Source organism: Nocardioides gansuensis, assembly GCF_003076135.1.
Classification (GTDB): Bacteria; Actinomycetota; Actinomycetes; order Propionibacteriales; family Nocardioidaceae; genus Nocardioides; species Nocardioides gansuensis.
On the sequence record NZ_QDGZ01000005.1, the window covers coordinates 134191 to 151625 of the forward strand.

At 73.1% G+C, this 17435-nt stretch carries 20 protein-coding genes and 1 tRNA gene; 9 read left to right on the plus strand and 12 right to left on the minus strand.

All coding sequences use genetic code 11. The features are described 5' to 3' along the window. Position 1: 1 nt before the first annotated feature. From DDE18_RS12465 to larB, 4 genes are read right to left on the minus strand one after another with little or no spacing between them, the layout of a single operon-like run. Positions 2-1054 (minus strand): GNAT family N-acetyltransferase, encoded by a 1053-nt coding sequence (locus tag DDE18_RS12465; RefSeq protein ID WP_116572607.1) that lies wholly within the window; start codon positions 1052-1054, stop codon positions 2-4. Positions 1055-1065: 11 nt separating this feature from the next. Further along, a complete protein-coding gene (locus DDE18_RS12470; protein ID WP_116572608.1) occupies positions 1066-1671 on the minus strand; it encodes a TMEM165/GDT1 family protein in 606 nt (201 codons plus the stop codon). Further along, positions 1671-2843: a nickel pincer cofactor biosynthesis protein LarC gene (larC, locus tag DDE18_RS12475; protein WP_116572609.1), complete on the minus strand. Its 1173-nt coding sequence runs from the start codon at positions 2841-2843 to the stop codon at positions 1671-1673. Before larC ends, DDE18_RS12470 begins: the two co-directional genes overlap by 1 nt. Continuing rightward, on the minus strand, positions 2840-3556 hold the full coding sequence (gene larB, locus DDE18_RS12480) for a nickel pincer cofactor biosynthesis protein LarB (protein ID WP_116572610.1): 717 nt from the start codon (positions 3554-3556) through the stop codon (positions 2840-2842). Before larB ends, larC begins: the two co-directional genes overlap by 4 nt. 114 nt (positions 3557-3670) lie before the next feature. Here larB and DDE18_RS12485 point away from each other — a divergent pair, with 114 nt between their 5' ends. Beyond that, the gene (locus DDE18_RS12485) at positions 3671-4459 is read left to right on the plus strand and encodes a VOC family protein (RefSeq protein ID WP_116572611.1); all 789 of its coding nucleotides are present in this window, start codon (positions 3671-3673) and stop codon (positions 4457-4459) included. 5 nt (positions 4460-4464) lie between these two features. Here DDE18_RS12485 and DDE18_RS12490 read toward each other — a convergent pair whose 3' ends face one another. After that, positions 4465-5298: a prephenate dehydratase gene (locus tag DDE18_RS12490; protein WP_116572612.1), complete on the minus strand. Its 834-nt coding sequence runs from the start codon at positions 5296-5298 to the stop codon at positions 4465-4467. 25 nt (positions 5299-5323) lie between these two features. Between DDE18_RS12490 and DDE18_RS12495 the strand changes: the two genes are divergently transcribed. Then, positions 5324-5722, plus strand: coding sequence for a DUF4446 family protein (locus tag DDE18_RS12495; RefSeq protein WP_245916653.1), 399 nt, complete (start codon positions 5324-5326; stop codon positions 5720-5722). A gap of 8 nt (positions 5723-5730) precedes the next feature. Here the strand turns inward: DDE18_RS12495 and DDE18_RS12500 are convergent, their stop codons facing one another. Next, positions 5731-7308, minus strand: coding sequence for a bifunctional phosphatase PAP2/diacylglycerol kinase family protein (locus tag DDE18_RS12500; RefSeq protein ID WP_245916655.1), 1578 nt, complete (start codon positions 7306-7308; stop codon positions 5731-5733). A 33-nt stretch (positions 7309-7341) separates the two neighbouring features. Between DDE18_RS12500 and serS the strand changes: the two genes are divergently transcribed. From serS to DDE18_RS12520, 4 genes are read left to right on the plus strand one after another with little or no spacing between them, the layout of a single operon-like run. Continuing rightward, positions 7342-8628 (plus strand): serine--tRNA ligase, encoded by a 1287-nt coding sequence (gene serS / locus DDE18_RS12505; RefSeq protein ID WP_116572613.1) that lies wholly within the window; start codon positions 7342-7344, stop codon positions 8626-8628. After that, positions 8621-9487 (plus strand): HAD family hydrolase, encoded by an 867-nt coding sequence (locus tag DDE18_RS12510; RefSeq protein ID WP_245916657.1) that lies wholly within the window; start codon positions 8621-8623, stop codon positions 9485-9487. The genes serS and DDE18_RS12510 overlap by 8 nt, the downstream gene beginning before the upstream one ends. Further along, positions 9484-10311 carry an HAD family hydrolase gene (locus DDE18_RS12515; RefSeq protein ID WP_245916658.1) on the plus strand — a complete coding sequence of 276 codons (828 nt, stop codon included), beginning with the start codon at positions 9484-9486 and terminating at the stop codon, positions 10309-10311. Before DDE18_RS12510 ends, DDE18_RS12515 begins: the two co-directional genes overlap by 4 nt. Before the next feature lie 9 nt (positions 10312-10320). After that, a complete protein-coding gene (locus DDE18_RS12520; protein WP_116572614.1) occupies positions 10321-10899 on the plus strand; it encodes a hypothetical protein in 579 nt (192 codons plus the stop codon). A gap of 198 nt (positions 10900-11097) precedes the next feature. Here DDE18_RS12520 and DDE18_RS12525 read toward each other — a convergent pair whose 3' ends face one another. From DDE18_RS12525 to mobA, 4 genes are read right to left on the minus strand one after another with little or no spacing between them, the layout of a single operon-like run. Beyond that, positions 11098-11703, minus strand: a complete 606-nt coding sequence (locus DDE18_RS12525; RefSeq protein ID WP_116572863.1) for a bacterial proteasome activator family protein — start codon at positions 11701-11703, stop codon at positions 11098-11100. Positions 11704-11708: 5 nt separating this feature from the next. Beyond that, positions 11709-12701, minus strand: coding sequence for an NAD(P)H-quinone oxidoreductase (locus DDE18_RS12530; protein WP_116572615.1), 993 nt, complete (start codon positions 12699-12701; stop codon positions 11709-11711). A gap of 48 nt (positions 12702-12749) precedes the next feature. Continuing rightward, entirely contained in the window at positions 12750-13073 is a 324-nt protein-coding gene (locus DDE18_RS12535; protein WP_116572616.1) for a DUF6457 domain-containing protein, read from the minus strand. 47 nt (positions 13074-13120) lie between these two features. Next, positions 13121-13696 (minus strand): molybdenum cofactor guanylyltransferase, encoded by a 576-nt coding sequence (gene mobA / locus DDE18_RS12540; RefSeq protein WP_245916659.1) that lies wholly within the window; start codon positions 13694-13696, stop codon positions 13121-13123. Between the two features lie 115 nt (positions 13697-13811). Between mobA and DDE18_RS12545 the strand changes: the two genes are divergently transcribed. From DDE18_RS12545 to DDE18_RS12555, 3 genes are read left to right on the plus strand one after another with little or no spacing between them, the layout of a single operon-like run. Next, entirely contained in the window at positions 13812-14579 is a 768-nt protein-coding gene (locus DDE18_RS12545) for a carbon-nitrogen hydrolase family protein (RefSeq protein ID WP_116572618.1), read from the plus strand. Between the two features lie 11 nt (positions 14580-14590). Next, on the plus strand, positions 14591-15931 hold the full coding sequence (locus DDE18_RS12550; protein ID WP_116572619.1) for a hypothetical protein: 1341 nt from the start codon (positions 14591-14593) through the stop codon (positions 15929-15931). Between the two features lie 60 nt (positions 15932-15991). Further along, positions 15992-16228 carry a biotin/lipoyl-binding carrier protein gene (locus DDE18_RS12555; protein WP_116572620.1) on the plus strand — a complete coding sequence of 79 codons (237 nt, stop codon included), beginning with the start codon at positions 15992-15994 and terminating at the stop codon, positions 16226-16228. 31 nt (positions 16229-16259) lie between these two features. On the opposite strand, the gene DDE18_RS12560 is transcribed toward DDE18_RS12555, so the two are convergent. Both DDE18_RS12560 and DDE18_RS12565 read right to left on the minus strand, forming a co-directional pair. After that, positions 16260-16979 carry an ANTAR domain-containing protein gene (locus DDE18_RS12560; RefSeq protein WP_133241224.1) on the minus strand — a complete coding sequence of 240 codons (720 nt, stop codon included), beginning with the start codon at positions 16977-16979 and terminating at the stop codon, positions 16260-16262. A 335-nt stretch (positions 16980-17314) separates the two neighbouring features. Next, positions 17315-17404, minus strand: a tRNA-Ser gene (locus tag DDE18_RS12565). Positions 17405-17435 lie beyond the last annotated feature (31 nt).

Sequence of the window (17435 nt, forward strand, 5' to 3'; positions counted from 1 at the left end):
GTCAGCCCTGCCGCGCGCGCCACTCCTCGGCGAGGATCGCGTAGTGCGGCGTGCTGGTCCACTCGCCCTTCGACCAGAAGTCCTGGCGGAACTCGCCCTCACGGGTCATCCCGAGCCGCTCGGCCAGCGCCGCGGAGCGGCTGTTGCGGGCGTCCATCTCCGCGCGCACGCGGTGCACGCCGTAGTGCTCGAAGGCCACCCGCAGCAGCTCCGCCGCGGCCTCGGTGGCGATGCCGCGGCCGGCGACGGCCGGGCTGACGACCCAGCCGATCTCGGCCTTGTCCCAGCCGGGCTCCTCGAGGAGCAGCATCACGTCGCCGACCACGCGGCCCTCCCGCTCGATCACCACACGGAAGATGTGCGGCCCCGGCCCGATGAGCCGGTCGCGCACCATGCCCTCAACCTCGCCGCGGGTGAACGTGTCGCTGAGCAGGTGCTCGGTGACGGCGGGATCGCCGTAGTAGCCCCACATGTCGTCCACGTCTGCGAGCGTCGCGGTCCGCAGGACGAGTCGCCGCGTCCGGATCGGCAGCTCCGGCGGCCGCGGCGTCAGGTGCTCCCGGCGCAGCTCTGCGACCCACGACGTGACCGTCGGCGCGCCGAACCGGTGCTCGTCGTAGGCCGTCATCGGCAGCAGCAGGCCTTCCAGCCCGGCCACGGCCTCGCCCAGCGAGCCGCGGGCGAGGTGGTCGCGAAGGTCCGCCCGCAGGGCGTCGGCGGCGGCCCGGGCCTGCGCCTCCCACCTGAGCAGGGCGCGCACCTGGCCCGGACCGGGCGTGCGCAAGCAGACGAACCGTCCCGCCAGCCACGCATCAAGGGCCTCCTCGGCCGCGGCACGCTCGTGGTCGTGCCACCACGTCAGCCACCACGCGTGCACCCGCTCGACCCCGCCGGCGTGGGCGATCGGCTCGAGGTGGTCGGGCGGCACCATGGGCGTGCCGTCGGAGAGGACGTACGACGCCTGCGGCAGGAGGCCGGCCTCGATGAGCGCCAGCGAGTCCGACCCGGCCGGCACGAAGTGCTCGCGGACGTAGGCGTCGTCCTCGGGCGTCATCAGGTCTGGCCTCAGCGCAGCAGCTCCCACAGGGTCAAACCTGCCATCAGCACGCAGACGCTCGCACCCAGATAGTGCAGCACGCTGAGCCGCACGTGGTTGAGCAGCACCCGACCCACCAGAACGGCCAGCCCGGACACCGCGAGCAGCGCACCCCAGGCGCCGACGAAGACGCTCACCGGGTCGTCGTACTTGGCGACCAGGGAGAGCGTGAGCAGCTGCGACAGGTCACCCCACTCCGCTGCGAAGAGCACCAGGAAGCAGGTCACGACCGCACGGAAGCCCTGCCGCGGGACGGAGCCCGCCCGCGCGGCGAACTCCTCCTCGGTCTCCGCCTCCTCCGCGTCGGCGCTGCGGGCCTCGCGCAGGAGCAGGACCGCTCCGACCAGGAACATCAGGGCGGCGGCCACGTGCACGACCTCGTCGGGGAGGAAGGCCGCGGCCTTGCCGAGCGCCACCGCGATCAGGGTCTGCACGAAGAACGCGGCGCCGACGCCGACCCACACCAGGATCCCGCGGAACTTCGTGGACAGCACCAGCGTGGCGATGAAGGTCTTGTCGGGCAGCTCCACCACGAAGATCGCGGCGAACGCCAGCGCGGCGACGACCAGGTCCATCAGGCTCCTTCCCTGAGCAGGGCTCGGGTGGCGGCGACGGCGTCGGCGAGCACGTCGTTGGCAGGGCGGCGGAGGGCAGCGGCCGCGCGCGCGACGTCGTCCCACTCCGGCTGGGCGTTGACGACCTCCCCGTGGTGGCGGGCGAGCTTGACCGCGATCGGCTGGCCGTCGACGGCCACCTCGAGCATCTCGCGGTCGAGGGCGTGCTTGCCGAGCAGGGTCTCGCGCACCCCGATGCTCGACGTGTGCCGCCAGATCGCCTCCCGTACGGCGGCCGCCCGTCCCGACGGGGTGAGGACGCTGAGCGTGTGGGCCGGGCGGCCCTTCTTCATCAGGATGGGCGTCAGCCAGGCGTCGCTCGCGCCCGCATCGAGCAGGGCAGTGATGACGCCGGGCCAGACCCGTGGGTCGAGGTCGTCGACGTTGGTCTCGATGAGGAGCGGGCGGTCGTCGGTGGCGGGGACGTCGCCGACCAGGAGGCGTACGACGTTCGCGTGGGTCGCGGGGTCGCGCCCACCCGCGCCGACGCCGATCTCGCGGACGGTCATCGCGGGCTGCGGGCCGTAGCCGGTGGCGAGCGTGGTCAGCAGCGCCGCACCCGTGGGCGTGCAGCTCTCCGCGTCCCCCGGCCCGGCGTGCGAGGGCATGCCGCGGAGCAGCTCGGCGACGGCCGGTGGCGGCACGGGGAGCAGGCCGTGGGCACCCTGGACCGTGCCCGAGCCGACGGCGACCGGCGACACCACGACCTCGCCGCCCAGCCACGCGAATCCCGCGCACACGCCCACCACGTCGGCGATCGCGTCGAGGGCACCGACCTCGTGGAAGGACACGTCGAGCGGGTCGGCGCCGTGCACGGTCGCCTCTGCGACGGCCAGCCGCTCGAAGGTGCGCAGCGCGAGGCCGCGCGTGTCCTCCTCGAGGTCGGCGGCGGTCAGCATCGCCCGGATGTCACGCCAGGAGCGGTGGTGCACCGAGTCGGCGACCTCGACGTGGCATCGGGTCGCCACGAATCCGGCGCGGGCCACCTGCTCCAGGCGCAGCGTGACCGGCTCGGGGGAGGCCGCGTCGATCGCCGACTGCAGGACGTCGACGGGGACTCCTGCGCCGACGAGGGCGCCCAGCAGCATGTCGCCGCTCGCGCCTGCGCTCGCGTCGACCCAGACGACCGTCATCCGCGCCCTGCCTCGTTCGCCCGCCGTCCGGACCGATCCGGCGAGGCGCTTCGCGCGATGCGCGCGGCCGCGACCCCCGCGCCGTAGCCGTTGTCGATGTTGACCACCGTGACGCCGGGCGCGCAGGAGTTGAGCATGCCGAGGAGGGCGGCCAGACCGCCGAAGGAGGCGCCGTAGCCGACGCTGGTAGGGACCGCGATCAGCGGTAGGCCGGTGAGGCCGCCGACGACCGAGGGCAGCGCGCCCTCCATGCCGGCGACGACGACCAGGCAGTCGAGGTCGTCGAGCCGGTCGCGCACGGCGAGGAGCCGGTGCAGGCCGGCCACGCCGACGTCGCGGATCTCGGTCACGCCGGCGCCGTGGACGGCGACCGTGAGCGCCGCCTCGGCCGCCACGGGGGCGTCGGATGTGCCGGCGCTCAGGACGCCCACCGCACCGCGGGGCGTGGGCAGCGGGCCCAGGGTGGCGGCGCGGGCGACGGGGTGGACGTCGGCCCCGAGCGACTCGACGGCCAGCATCGCCTCGGGGGAGAGGCGGGTGGCGAGCACCGCCCGCTCGGGGTGGCGCTCGTGGAGGGTGGCCATGATCGCGGCGACCTGCTCGGGCGTCTTGCCGGCGCCGTACACGACCTCGGGGTCGCCGGTGCGCGCGGCCCGGTCGACGTCGACGCGCGCGAAGCCGAGGTCGGCGATCCGGTCGTCGGGGGTGTCCACGCGGGCAACTTACCGTCCGCCACCGAGTGTTCACCGGGGTGGCTGTTGCCACTGTCGGTGGTCGGGTGTTGTGTGGGCTCGGGGTCGCCCCAATACCACTACGGAGGAGCCACGATGGCGAAGTTCGATTCCAATGCCCAGGGCACACCGAGCTGGATCGAGTACAGCAGCCCGGACCAGCAGGCGTCGAAGGACTTCTACGCCCAGCTGTTCGGCTGGGACTACGACGACCAGCCGATGGCCGATGAGGCGGGCAACGAATTCGGGGTCTACTCGATCGCGCAGATCGAGGGCGACTCGGTCGCCGGCCTCGGCCCGGTCATGGGCGAGGGCCAGCCGGCGTCCTGGGGCGTCTACCTCGCCACCGACGACGTCGACGCGGTCGTCGGGAAGGCCCGCCAGGCGGGCGCGCAGGTCGACGTCGAGCCGATGGACGTGATGGACCAGGGCCGGATGGCCTGGGTGCGCGACCCGGGCGGCGCGTCCGTCGGGCTGTGGCAGCAGAAGTCGTTCGGCGGGTCGCAGCGGGCCAACGAGCCGGGCACCAACATCTGGAACGAGCTGACCGTGGCCGACCCGGCCGCGACCGCCCGGTTCTACGCCGACATCCTCGGCCTCGAGGTGCAGCAGCAGGACATGGGGCCCGACGTCCCGCCCTACATCATGTTCGCCGCCGAGGGCCGCACGGTCGCAGGCACGATGCCGCTCCAGCCCGGCATGCAGCCGCACTGGAACGTCTACTTCAACGTCGACGACGTCGATGCAACGGTGGCCAGGGCCAAGGAGCTCGGTGCCACCGAGTTCGCCCCGGCCTTCGACGTGCCCGGCATCGGCCGGCTCGGCTACCTCGTCGACCCGCAGGGCGCGTCGTTCAACCTGCTGCAGAACCCGCCCGAGGCCTGAGCGCCCTACTCCGCGCGGAACGGGTCGGCCGGGTAGACGCCCAGGATCGTCACGTCCGTCGTGAAGAACGCGAGTTCCTCGAGCGCCCGCTTCACCGGCGGGTGCTCGGGGTGCCCGTCCACCTCGGCGAGGAACTGCGTGGCCGCGAAGAGCCCGTCGACCATGTAGCTCTCCAGCTTGGTCATGTTCACGCCGTTGGTGGCGAAGCCGCCCAGCGCCTTGTAGAGCGCGGCCGGGATGTTGCGCACGTTGAAGACGAACGACGTGACGACCGGCCCGTTGTCCGGTGGCGCCTGCTCGAAGTCGCGGGAGAGCACGATGAAGCGCGTGGTGTTGTGCTCCTCGTCCTCGATCTCGTCGCGCAGCACCTCGAGCCCGTAGACCTCGGCGGCCAGCGGCGGTGCGATCGCGGCCTGGGTCGGGTCGCCCAGCTCGGCCACCTCGCGGGCCGCGCCCGCCGTGTCGCCGGAGACGACTGGCCTGAGGCCCAGCTCGCGGATCACCCCGCGGCACTGGCCCAGCGCGTGCACATGGCTGTGCACGGTCCGCAGCTGGTCGACCTTCGCCCCGGGCACGGCCATCAGCGCGAACTGGATGCGGAGGAACTTCTCGCCGATGATGTGCAGCCCCGACGTCGGCAGGAAGTGGTGGATGTCGGCCACCCGGCCGGCGATGGAGTTGTCGATCGGGATCATCGCGAGGTCGCAGTCACCGGCCGTGACGGCCGCGAAGGCGTCCTCGAACGACGCGCACGCCACGGCGTCCCAGTCGGGATAGGCCTGCTGGCAGACGATGTGGGAGTTGGCCCCGGGCTCTCCCTGGTATGCGATGCGCTTCACGCAGGCCGAGTCTAGGGTCTGACTCGTGTGGATCCTCGCCGCTGTCTCCCTGCTGGTCGCCCTCGTCGCGCTGCTGCTCGCCGTCGTCGGCCTGCGCCGCACCCGATCCGCCTCACCGCGCCAGGCGGTCGACGCCCTCCCCGAGGACGTGCACGGCCTCCGTCAGGAGGTCGCCGCGCTCAAGACGGAGTCGGCCGACGCGTTGCGCCACCTCGCGGTGGTGCGGTACGACGCCTTCGGCGACGTGGGCGGGCACCTGAGCTGGAGCCTCGCCCTGCTCGACGACGCCGGGCACGGCGTCGTGCTCACCTCGATCCACGGCCGGAGCGACGCGCGCACCTACGCCAAGAACATCACCGGCTGGACCAGCGAGCAGCAGCTCTCGCCGGAGGAGGAAGAGGCGATCGCGCACGCCCGCCCCTGAGGAGCGGCTCAGCGGGGCACGCGCACCAGCAGCCGCCCGTGCACGCACTCCATCCGCAGCTCCCGGCCGGGACCGATGGAGTCGCCGTCGAGCTGGCGCGGGGTGTCGTGGGCCGCGCGCACGACGATGGTGCGGCCGGTCATCCGGTTGATCGTCTCGTCGACCCGCGGCCGCTTGGCCAGCACCCGGAAGGCCAGCGGGATCCAGGACCAGAAGCCCTTGGGGTGGAGGATCACCACGTCGAGGCGGCCGTCGTCGATGGCAGCGTCGGGGAGCAGCGGCATGCCGGCCTGGAGGTAGCCGACGTTGCCGACCACGACCGTGCGGGCCCGGTGGGTGGTGACCTCGCCGTCGTCGACCTGCACCTCGACCTTCACGGCGGGGAACATCAGCGACTTCAGGGCGGACAGGACGTAGGCGATCCAGCCGACCCTCTTCTTGATGTCCTCGTTGACGCCCTCCATGATCGCGGCGTCGAAGCCCATCCCGGCCATCACCATGAAGTGGGTGTCCTCGAAGCCGTCGCCGCTCACGTCGACGAGGTCGATGGCGCGGTCCTGCCCGTTGAGGGCGACATCGATCGCGGACCGGAGGTAGAGGGGGATGTCGAGGTTGCGGGCCAGCAGGTTGCCGGTGCCGGCCGGCACGATGCCGACCGGGATGCCGGTGCCGGCGAGCTCGGCGCACACCTCGCGCACGGTGCCGTCACCGCCGCAGACGAGCACCAGGTCGGCCCCGGCGACGGACGCCTTCTCGGCCATGCCCGTGCCGGGATCCTCCACGGTCGTGTAGTGCCACTCCGGCTCCGACCAGCCCGACTCGCGGGCCATCGCGCTGACGATCGAGCGGAACTGCCCGGCGTCCTCGACCTTGATCGGGTTGAGCACCACGTGCAGCCGGCGCTCGGAGGTGAAGACCTCGGGCAGCGGCTCGACGCTCTCCGCGTGGCCGCGCGGCAGCGGCGACCACAGCGCGAGACACACCAGCGCGATCCCGCCGCCGAGCAGGACGCCGCCGAGCACGTCGCTCGGCCAGTGCCGGCCCAGCAGCACCCGGTCGAGGCAGATCACGACGAGCAGCACCGCCAGCCCGGCGTACACCCCCCGGCGCAGCCCGCCGCGGCGCACGAGCATGAGCGCCACGACCGCCAGCACCGTGCAGAGCGCGGCACCGGTCGAGGCGTGCCCGGAGGGGAAGGCCTTGGTGTCGAGCAGCCCGACGCTGTCCTGCCACTCCGGCCGGGCGCGGCCGAGCAGGCGCTTGAGGCCCTGGGTCACCAGCCAGGTGCTGAGCATGGTGAGCACGACGTACGCCGCGGCGCGGGGATGCTTCTGGAGGAGCAGTGCGCCGCCGAGGAGGACCGTGATCACCAGCATGCCGAGCGTGCCGAAGACGTGCTCGACGACCCGCAGCGCGACGATCAGGGTCGCGTGGCCGTCGGCCCAGTCCTCCGCCCGGCGCCCCCACGCGTCGACGGAGTCGAGCGGGTAGCGGTCCTGGGTGGTGACCATCCAGGCCAGCACGGCGAAGGCGACCAGCAGGGCGCCGGCCCGGGCGAGGTGGGCGGAGCGGGGTCGGTCGAGCACCGGGCCAGTATGCCTACGACTAGCCTTGCCGCCATGATCGATCCCCGCCTCCTCCGTGACGACCCCGACCGCGTGCGCGCCGCCCAGGCCAAGCGCGGGCTCTCCGCGGACGTGGTCGACACGGCGCTGGCCGCCGACCGGGCCCGCCGCGACGCGATCGCCGCCTTCGAGGCTCGCCGGGCCGAGCAGAAGGCGGCCGGCAAGGACGTCGCGAAGGCCCAGGGCGAGGAGAAGCAGGCGCTGCTCGCGAAGGTCAAGGACCTGGCCGCCGAGGTGAAGCGGCTCGAGTCCGCCCTCGCCGAGGCCGAGCAGGCGTGGGACGACGCGATCAAGGCCATCCCCAACGTCGCGGCCGACGAGGCCCCCGCGGGCGGCGAGGACGACTTCGTCGTGCTCGAGCACGTCGGCAAGCCGCGCGACTTCGAGGCCGAGGGCTTCGCTCCGCGCGACCACGTCGAGCTGGGCCGGCTCCTCGGCGCCATCGACCTCGAGCGGGGCGCCAAGGTCAGCGGCAGCCGCTTCTATTTCCTGACCGGCGTCGGCGCCCAGCTCGAGCTGGCCCTGGTCAACATGGCGATGGACCAGGCCCGGGCCGCCGGCTTCACCCAGGTGATCGCGCCGTCGCTGGTCAAGCCGCGCGCGATGGACGGCACTGGCTTCCTCGGCCAGGCCGCCGACGACGTCTACCGGATCGAGGGCGAGGACCTCTACCTCGTCGGCACCAGCGAGGTCCCGATGGCGGCCTACCACTCCGACGAGATCCTCGACGCGGCCTCGCTGCCGCTGCGCTACGCCGCCTTCAGCCCGTGCTTCCGCAAGGAGGCCGGCTCGCACGGCAAGGACACCAAGGGCATCATCCGGGTGCACTGGTTCGACAAGGTCGAGATGTTCGTCTACACCACGGTCGAGGAGTCGTACGCCGAGCACGAGCGGCTGCTGGGCTGGGAGAAGGAGTTCCTCGACAAGCTCGAGCTGGCCTACCGGGTCATCGACGTGGCCGCCGGTGACCTCGGCCTGAGCGCGCAGCGGAAGTTCGACTGCGAGGCGTGGATCCCCACCCAGGGCAGGTACCGCGAGCTCACGTCGACCTCCAACTGCACCGAGTTCCAGAGCCGTCGCCTCGACATCCGCACCAGGGTCGACGGCCAGACGGCGCCGGTCGCCACGCTCAACGGCACCCTCACCGCGATCACCCGGGCCATCGTCGCGATCCTCGAGACCCACCAGCAGGCGGACGGGTCGGTGCGCGTCCCGAAGGCGCTGCAGCCCTACCTCGGCGGGCTCGAGGTGCTCACCCCGATCGGCTCGATCGGTGGCTGAGGTGCGACCGGAGCGAGCCTCCGAACCCCACGGCGACTGGCGCCCGCAGCTGGTCGCCCTCGACATCGACGGCACCCTGCTCAAGTGGGTCGACGGGCAGTCCGATCCCTACGAGACCATTCCGACGGTCGTCCACGACGCGGTGCAGCGCGTCCTCGACGCCGGGTCGCACGTCGTACTCGCCAGCGGGCGCAGCCCGCACGGCATGACCCGGATCGCCGACATGCTCGCCCTGCACCGCGACCCCGACGAGCGGCTCTGGATCGTGGCGTCGAACGGCGCCGTGATCCTCCGCTACCCGCCCGTCGAGGTCGTGCACGAGGAGACCTTCGACGCGCGCCCCGCGGTGGAGGCGGTGCTGCGCGAGCACCCGAAGGCGCTGGTCGCGGTGGAGGAGCGGGCCGTCGGTGGCTACCGGGTCAACCGGCACTTCCCCGAGGGCGAGCTCTCCGGCGAGATGATCCTCACCGAGGTCGACGAGATCGTCGCCAAGCCGGTCAGTCGCGTGATCATCCGCGACCCCGCCGCCACGGCGGACGACTTCGTCGAGCTCGCGGCGCGGCTCGGGCTGCACGGCACCGACTACGTCGTCGGGTGGACCGCCTGGCTCGACCTGTCCCCGGTCGGGGTCTCCAAGGCGAGCGGCCTGCAGCGGGTGGCGAGCGAGCTCGGCGTCGACCGGGCGGACACGCTCGCCATCGGCGACGGCCGCAACGACATCGAGATGCTGCGGTGGGCCGGCCGCGGGGTCGCGATGGGCCAGGCGGTGGAGGAGGTGCGGGCCGCGGCCGACGCGGTGACCGTGCCCGTGCACGAGGACGGGGCCGCCGTCGAGCTGTCCCGCTGGTTCCCGGCGTGACGCTGCGCAGGCCGAGGCTGGTCGCCACCGACCTCGACGGCACCCTGCTGCACTCCGACGGCACGGTCACCCCGCGGACGCGCGAGGTGCTCCGCGAGCTCGACGCCCTCGGCGTACCCGTCGTCTTCACCACCGGCCGCCCGATCCGCTGGATGGAGGGCCTGTGGGAGGCGGTCGGCGGCCACGGGCTGGCGATCTGCTCCAACGGCGCGATCGTCTACGACGTGGAGCGGCGCGCGATCGACACGGCGCACACGCTCCCGGCCGACTCGATGCTGGAGATCGCGCGTCTGCTGCGCCGGCACCTGCCGGGCACGTCGTTCGCGCTGGAGAAGACGACCGGATTCGGCGTGGAGCCCGAGTTCGTGCGCCGCCACGACGCCACGATCCACGACCTACCGATCGACACCCTCGAGGGCCTGGTCGACGGGTCCGTGGTCAAGCTGCTCGCCCAGCACGAGGGGATCGCGCCGGAGACGTACTGGCGGCGCGTCGAGGAGCTCGTCGGCCACCTGGCCCAGGTCACCTGGTCGAGCACCTTCGCGATGGTGGAGATGAGCCCCACGGGGGTCACCAAGGCCTCGGCGCTGGCCGAGCTCGCCACCCGGCTGGAGGTCGAGGCGGCCGACGTGATCGCCTTCGGGGACATGCCCAACGACCTGCCGCTGCTCGAGTGGGCGGGCACGTCCTACGCGATGGCCAACGCCCACCCGCTCGTGCTCGAGCTCGCCGACCACCTGGCTCCCTCGCACGACGAGGACGGCGTCGCCCAGGTGCTGGCCGCGGTCTTCGGCCTGTCGGGCGAGCCCGCCCGATCCCAGTAGGCTTCCGCCATGCTGCAGACCGCCGCCCGCCTGACCTGCGCGCTCCTGCTGGCGTTCGCCGGGCTCGTGCTGGTCGCCGAGGCGCCGGCGTTCGCGTGCACCTGCGCGCCGGGGGGCCTGCCACAGCAGACCGAGCGGGTCGACGTGGTCTTCCAGGCCACGGTCGATGCGGTGACGTCGGTCGACAAGACCACGTTCGAGTACGCCGTGACGGCGACGCACGCCTACAAGGGCGACGTCCCCCGGGAGACGACGGTGCGGTCGGCCAAGCTGGGCCCCGCGTGCGGGCTCGGCGACCTGAAGGCCGGCCGCGACTACCTGTTCCTGGCCAGGGGCTCGGCAGAGCCGTTCCGCGCCAACTCCTGCGACGGCTCGGGTCCGGCCACCCCCGAGCGGGTGACCGAGCTGGAGTCCGTGCTCGGCGAGGGGCAGTCCGTCGAGCCGCCTGCGCCGCCGACCGCGACGCGGACGCTGGTCGAGGAGTCGCCGCCGCCCTCGTTCGCGCGCCTGGCCGCCCCCGGCGCCGCCGTCGTACTGCTGTCCGTCCTCGGCCTGCTCGTGCTCGGGCGGAGGTCGCGGCGCCCATGACCTACGACGAGTTCGTGGGCTGGCGCGCGCTCTTCGGCGCCTTCGCCCTGGTCGTGGTGGGCGTCCTCATCTGGCGCACCTACCGCCGCCCCTGAGGTACGCCGTGACAAGGAGACCCTCCCACGCGGTCGTGGAGGGTCCCTTCGTCACGGACTATCCCGACGAGCCGGCTCGGCCCGTCCCGGTGAGCGGGTCAGGTCAGAGATACATCCCGCCGGAGTCGCCGTGCGACGGCGGCTGCCCCGGCTGCGGGGGCTGGCCCGGCTGGCCGTCCGCGGGGCCACTCTGCCCCGGGGGCATCAGCCCCGGGAGGGCCTTGCGCATCTGCTCGAGCTGGGCGCGCGCGGCGACCTGCTGGGCGTAGATCGCGGTCTGGATGCCGTGGAAGAGGCCCTCGAGCCACCCGACGAGCTGGGCCTGCGCGATCCGCAGCTCGCCCTCGGACGGCGTCCCCTCCTCGGTGAAGGGCAGCGAGAGCCGCTCCAGCTCCTCGACGAGCTCGGGGGCGAGCCCCGCCTCGAGCTCCCTGATCGAGGCGTGGTGGATCTCCTTGAGGCGGGCGCGGCTGGCCTCGTCGAGCGGGGCCGCCTTCACCTCCTCGAGCAGCTGGCGGATCATGCTGCCGATCCGCATCACCTTGGCCGGCTGCTCCACCAGCTCGGTGATGTGGCGCTCGCCCTCGGAGTCGTCGTCCTGGGGCATCGTCGGCAGCGCGCTGGCGGGGATCGTGCCCATGGGCTGCCCGTCGGGTCCGATGACCACGATCTGCTCCTCGTCCTGCTGTCCCTGCGGGGTCTCGCTCATGGCCACTACCCTACGGTCAGCACGATCTTGCCGACGTGACCGCTGTCCGCCATCAGCCGATGCGCCTCGGCCACCTCGTCCAGCGGCAGCATGGTGTGGACGACGGGACGCACCACCCCGTCCGCGACCAGCGGCCACACGTGCTCGACGACGGAGGCGCAGATGGCTGCCTTCTCCTCGGGCGGACGGGTCCGCAGCGAGGTGGCGATCACGGCGCCGCGCTTGCGCAGCAGCTTGCCGATGTCGAGCTCGCCCTTCGTGCCGCCCTGCATGCCGATGATGACCAGGCGGCCCTCGGTGGCGAGCGCGTCGACGTTGCGGCCGAGATACTTGGCGCCCATGTTGTCGAGGATGACGTCCGCGCCGCCGGCCTCCCTCAGCACCGCGACGAAGTCCTCCTCGCGGTAGTTGATGGCCACGTCGGCGCCCAGCTCGACGCAGGTGCGCAGCTTCTCCGCCGACCCTGCGGTCGCGTAGACGCGGGCGGACAGCGCCGTCGCGAGCTGGATGGCCATCGTGCCGATGCCGCCCGCGCCGCCGTGCACCAGGAACCTCTCGCCGGGCCGCAGACCGGCGACCATGAACACGTTGGACCACACCGTGCACGCGACCTCGGGCAGCGCGGCCGCCTCGACCAGCGACACCCCCTCCGGCACCGGCATCAGCTGGCCGGCCGGCACGGCCACCCGCTCGGCGTACCCACCACCAGCCAGCAGCGCGCACGCCTCGTCGCCGACCGCCCAGTCCTCGACGCCGACCGCCCAGTCCTCGACGCCGGGCCCGACGGCGGACACGACGCCGCTGCACTCGAGGCCGATCACGTCGGAGGTTCCGGGCGGGGGCGAGTAAAGGCCCCGCCGCTGCAAGAGGTCGGCGCGGTTGACAGCGGTGGCGGCCACGTCGAGGACGACCTCGCCGGGTCCGGGCGTCGGGTCGGGCAGCTCGCCCACGGACAGGACCTCGGGGCCTCCGGCTCCGGAGGCGATCACGGCTCGCATGGCGGCCAGCCTGCCACGCCGGGCGCTCGTCCAGCCGGTCGAGACCGCCTACTCGTCGAAGGACTCGCCCGTGTGGTCGACGAACGAGTCGTCCGGGACGGGGTCGTCGATCTCGTGGGGGTCGGGCGCGTCGGCCGGGCGGTCCCACTTCTCGGCGAGCAGCTGGGCGCGGGCTGCCAAGGCCTCGATCTCGTCGGGGCTGCTCGCCCCCGAGCCGACGGCGATGCCGAGGAGGTACGTCGTGATGGGCGCCGCGGTGCGCTGCACGTTGTGTGCCGCCTCCCGGGCCAGGTCGAGCACCAGGGCCTCGTCGACCTCAGTCTCGACGTCGAGCACGTCGCTCAGCTCATCGATCCAGTCGTGGAGGTTCACAGTGCCCAATGTGCTCTTGCCGAGCCCGCGCCGCAACCGGTTCGGCCTCACTCCTGCAGGTCGCGCAGGTCCTCCCACGTGTCGATGTCGATCCCTTCGCGCTCGGCCGCCGGCACGTCGGCGAGGTCGAGCGGGTCCAGGAGGTCGCGCAACGCCATCCCGTGCTGGTGCTCCAGGTCCGGCCGCACCTGGGCGAGCCGGGCCGCGTCGAGGACGCCGCACAGCTGCCGCCGCCCGTCGCGCGAGAGGAACGCGCCGTCGCGGCCGACGGCGGCCTCGCGCAGCCTGCGCATCGTGTACGCCGTGACGTGGGGCATGTCGACGGCCAGCACGCCGACCAGCGCGGGCGGACGGAGCATGGCGTCGACGCCGGTGAGCAGCCCCGCGACCGGGCCGCCGCGGGGCGGGTCCTCGCGCGTGAAGGTCACGGGCCGGTCCGTGCGCACCGTCTCGAGGCCGACCACCACCACCTCGTCGGCGTCGAGGTAGGCCTCGATGGCGAGCTCGAGGAGCGTGCGGCCCCCGATCTCGATCGAGCCCTTGTCGATGCCGTCCATGCGCGCGGCCGTGCCGCCCGCGAGCACGATGCCGCGGAAGCCGCTGGCCGAGAGGTCGAAGTCCACGCGCTGATTGTCACCCCTCGGGCCCGGGTAGTTCAGGGAGGAATGGACGAGATCCCGGCCACTCTCGTCCATTCCTCCCTTACTACCTCCTGCCACGGCTGGCAGTCTGGGGGGCGTGACCGACGCACTCACCGTGACCCTCGTCCAGTGGGGCAGCTCCCTCGACCCCGCGGCCAACCGGGCCCGGCTGGCCCAGGGCGCGGCAGCCGGAGGAGACCTGGTGGTCTTCCCGGAGGCCTTCGCGCGCGACTTCGGGGAGCCCGGGTCGGACCTCGGCCCCTACGCCGAGGCCCAGGACGGCCCCTTCGCGACCGAGGTGGCCGAGGTGGCCGCCGCCAACGACACGACGGTGCTGGCGGGCATGTTCGAGACCTCCTCCGACCCGGGCCGACCGTTCAACACGCTCGTGATGCGCGGCGTCGCCGAGGCGGCGTACCGCAAGATCCACCTCTACGACTCCTTCGGCTACCGCGAGTCCGACCGGCTCGTCGGCGGCCCCGTCGAGCCCGTCGTCGTGGACCTGCACGGATGGCGGCTCGGCCTGATGACCTGCTACGACCTGCGGTTCCCCGAGCTCTCCCGGGCCCTGGTCGCGGCCGGCGCCGAGGCGCTGGTCGTGCCGTCGGCGTGGGTGGCCGGGCCGCGGAAGGTCGAGCACTGGCGCACGCTGGTGCGTGCGCGGGCCATCGAGAACACCGTCTACGTCGTGGCGGTGGGACAGCCGCCGCCGCGCTACTGCGGCCACTCGCTGGTCGTGGACCCGCTCGGCGACGTGCTGGTCGAGGGCGGGACCGCCGAGGAGGTCCTCGACGCGACGCTGACGCGTGACGTGCTCGACGAGGCGCGTCGCACCAACCCGTCCCTGGTCAACCGACGGCTGTAACCTCGTCGCTCGTGTCCACCTCCGGCCAGCGCCCCTCGAAGGGCCGTCGCATCGCAGAGCGACCGGCCCCGCGGTGGCGCGTCCGCCCCACCCCGGTCCAGCAGCGGCCCGTCCAGGCGTTCGTCTACGAGCACGAGGACGTCGCGCGGGAGCACGACGGCCGGGAGGACCACGAGCCGGAGCACCGCGAGCCGGAGCGCCGCGAGCCGGAGCGCCGCGAGCAGGAGCGCCGCGAGCCGGAGACCACCGGGCGGGCCGTCCCGGACCCCGCGAACCCTCCTGCCGCCGCAGCCGAGACGCCCGCGCCACGCGCGGCTGAGACCTCTGCGACACCGCCCGTCAGCACGCCAGCGCCGCGCCCGGCCTCCAAGCCGCCGGCCCGCAGCCGCCTCGGGGCACTGGCCTGGCTGGGCTGCTTCCTGGTGGCCGCGGGCGGCCTGGCCGCCCTGGTCGCGGCCGCGATGGGGCTGCCGCCGCGCCAGCTCGACGACGCCGGCGCGGTCGCGGTGGTGACCGCCCTCGCCTGGGCGCTGGCCACCCGCACCGGAGGCCGCGCGGTCGTCGCAGGCGGCCTGGCGCTGGTGCTGGGAGCCGCCGCCGTCCTGATCGACCACGAGGTGCTGCGCACCGGCGCCGCGGTGATGACCTGCGTGGTCGGCGGGGTCCTGGCGGTGATGCTCACCGTGCCCGCCCGCACCTACCTCCGCGCGGTCCGGGAGGTCCTCGTGGCCACGCTGGTCGCCGGGCTCACGGCCATGGCAGCCATCGGCTTCTCGCCCACCGTCGTGGTCACGCGGTTCGACTACGCGTCCCTCGGGCTGGCGCTGCTGCTCGTCTTCTCGGTCGTCTTCCGCCTCGGTGCCGGCTTCCACGGCCTGGGCCGCCGCGGCGTGGTGACCGTCAGCGTCGGCGCCGTCCTGCTGGTGGTGACCCTGGCCTACGCCGAGCTCCTGAGGAGGTACGGCGGGTCCGGCGTCGTCGGCCCGGTCAACGGCCTCGTCGACTGGGCCACCGAGACCATCGGGGCGTTCCCCCGCCCGATCGTCGCGCTGCTCGGCATCCCGGCCCTGGTCTGGGGCTGCCACATGCGGGCCCGCCGCCGCCAGGGCTGGTGGGTCTGCGCGTTCGGGGTCGCAGCGACCGTGCCGATGGCCGCCGCTCTGCTTGACCCCGCCGGTTCCTTCATCGGCGCCGCCCTGCGGGCCCTCTACTCACTGGTCGTCGGCCTGCCGCTGGGCTACCTGGTGATCCGGGCCGACCTGGCGCTCACCGGTCCGCGAGGCGCCCGGGCCCGCCGGGCCGAGGAGGCTGCGGCCCACCGGCCGGAGCCCTCGCGCTTCGCCGCGCTCTGAGCCCTGCCGAGACTCGCTGAGGCCACGGCCTACGCCGGGGCATCCGCTAGCGTCGGCGCCATGGCACGCACCCCGTCGTCGATCGAGATCCTGGCCGAGATGGTCGCGAACGTCCTGAGCGTCGACTGCGAGGTCGGGGACACGGTCGGAGCAGGCGACACGGTCGTGCTCCTGGAGTCGATGAAGATGGAGATCCCGGTGCTCACCGAGCATCCCGGCACCGTCACGGCGATCAAGGTGACCGCCGGGGACGTGGTGCAGGAGGGCGACGTGCTGGTGGTCCTCGCGCCGTTCTGAGACGTGGAGGTCAGGCTTCGCGCTCGCCGGCTCATCGGCTCGCTTCGTCGTTGCCGGCCCGGAAGTCCATCGTACGGGCGAGCACCTGCTCGCTGACCCGGACCAAGGTCGTGTCGTGTGCGTAGGCGTGTGCGCGCAGCACTGCCAGGGCGTCGGCGGGGGAGATGCGCAGCTGCGCGATCACCATGCCGGTCGCGGTCGCGATGGCGTCCTGGTCGTGCCAGGTGTGGTCGCCGAAGGTCGCCTCGAGGATCGCGTCGGCGTCGAGCTCGCCGAGCATGGCGATGCCGACGGCGTCGGCGAGGAACTGGGCCTCGCCGACCGGGAGCCGGACGCCCAGGTCCTCGCTCTGGTGCACGGTCAGCACTCCCAGCACCGTGGACTCGGGTCGCATCGGGTAGGAGTGGAGCACGAGCTGTCCGTCCAGTGACCGGAGGTTCTCGCTCAGCATCGGCCACCGCCGTGTCTGCTCCGCGCGGGTCAGGCCGCCGACCGCCTCACCGGTCCGGGAGGCGTCCAGGCTCGGTCCCTCCCTGAGCACGTCCTGCAGCTCCTCGATCCTGCGGGCGGCTTCGTTGGTGGCGCTCAGAGTCACGCGCTCCGCCGACGCGAAGCCCATGCTGATCGCCCCGCCCTGGCTGTGGGTGAGCTCGCTGAAGGCCAGGCACAGGCGCAGTGTCAGTGGAGCGCGGGCTTCGGTGGCGGCCACTGCTCGCGTGAGGAGCCCCAGCAAGGCTGTCCTCGACTCCACGCGGGCCTCCCCTCGGGCCGCACCCGAGTGCGCGGCCGGGTCTCACCACCCTACTGCGGGGCCACTCAGCCGCCAGGACCTAGACGTCGCGGTCAGCGCGGACGTCCGGGGCGCCCCGGAGGGCAGCGATGAGCGCCGTGTTCGCCGACATGTCGCGGGCCACGTCGGTGAGGCGCTGGCGGTGGTGCCTCGCTCCGCGAGCACAGTCGTGGCCTCGGTGTGTTCGAGCGGGTGGTCAGGCTCGACCCGGTGGCGACCGGTGACCAGTTAGCCGTCAGGCAGCCGGCCCCGGAAATGCAGCAGACCGGGCCCCGAAGGACCCGGTCTGCGCTGGCTGGCGGTGACGGAGGGATTTGAACCCTCGGTGGACTTGCGCCCACAAACGCTTTCGAGGCGTTCTCCTTAGGCCGCTCGGACACGTCACCGCCGGTGAGATTACCGGACGGTGAACGGGCC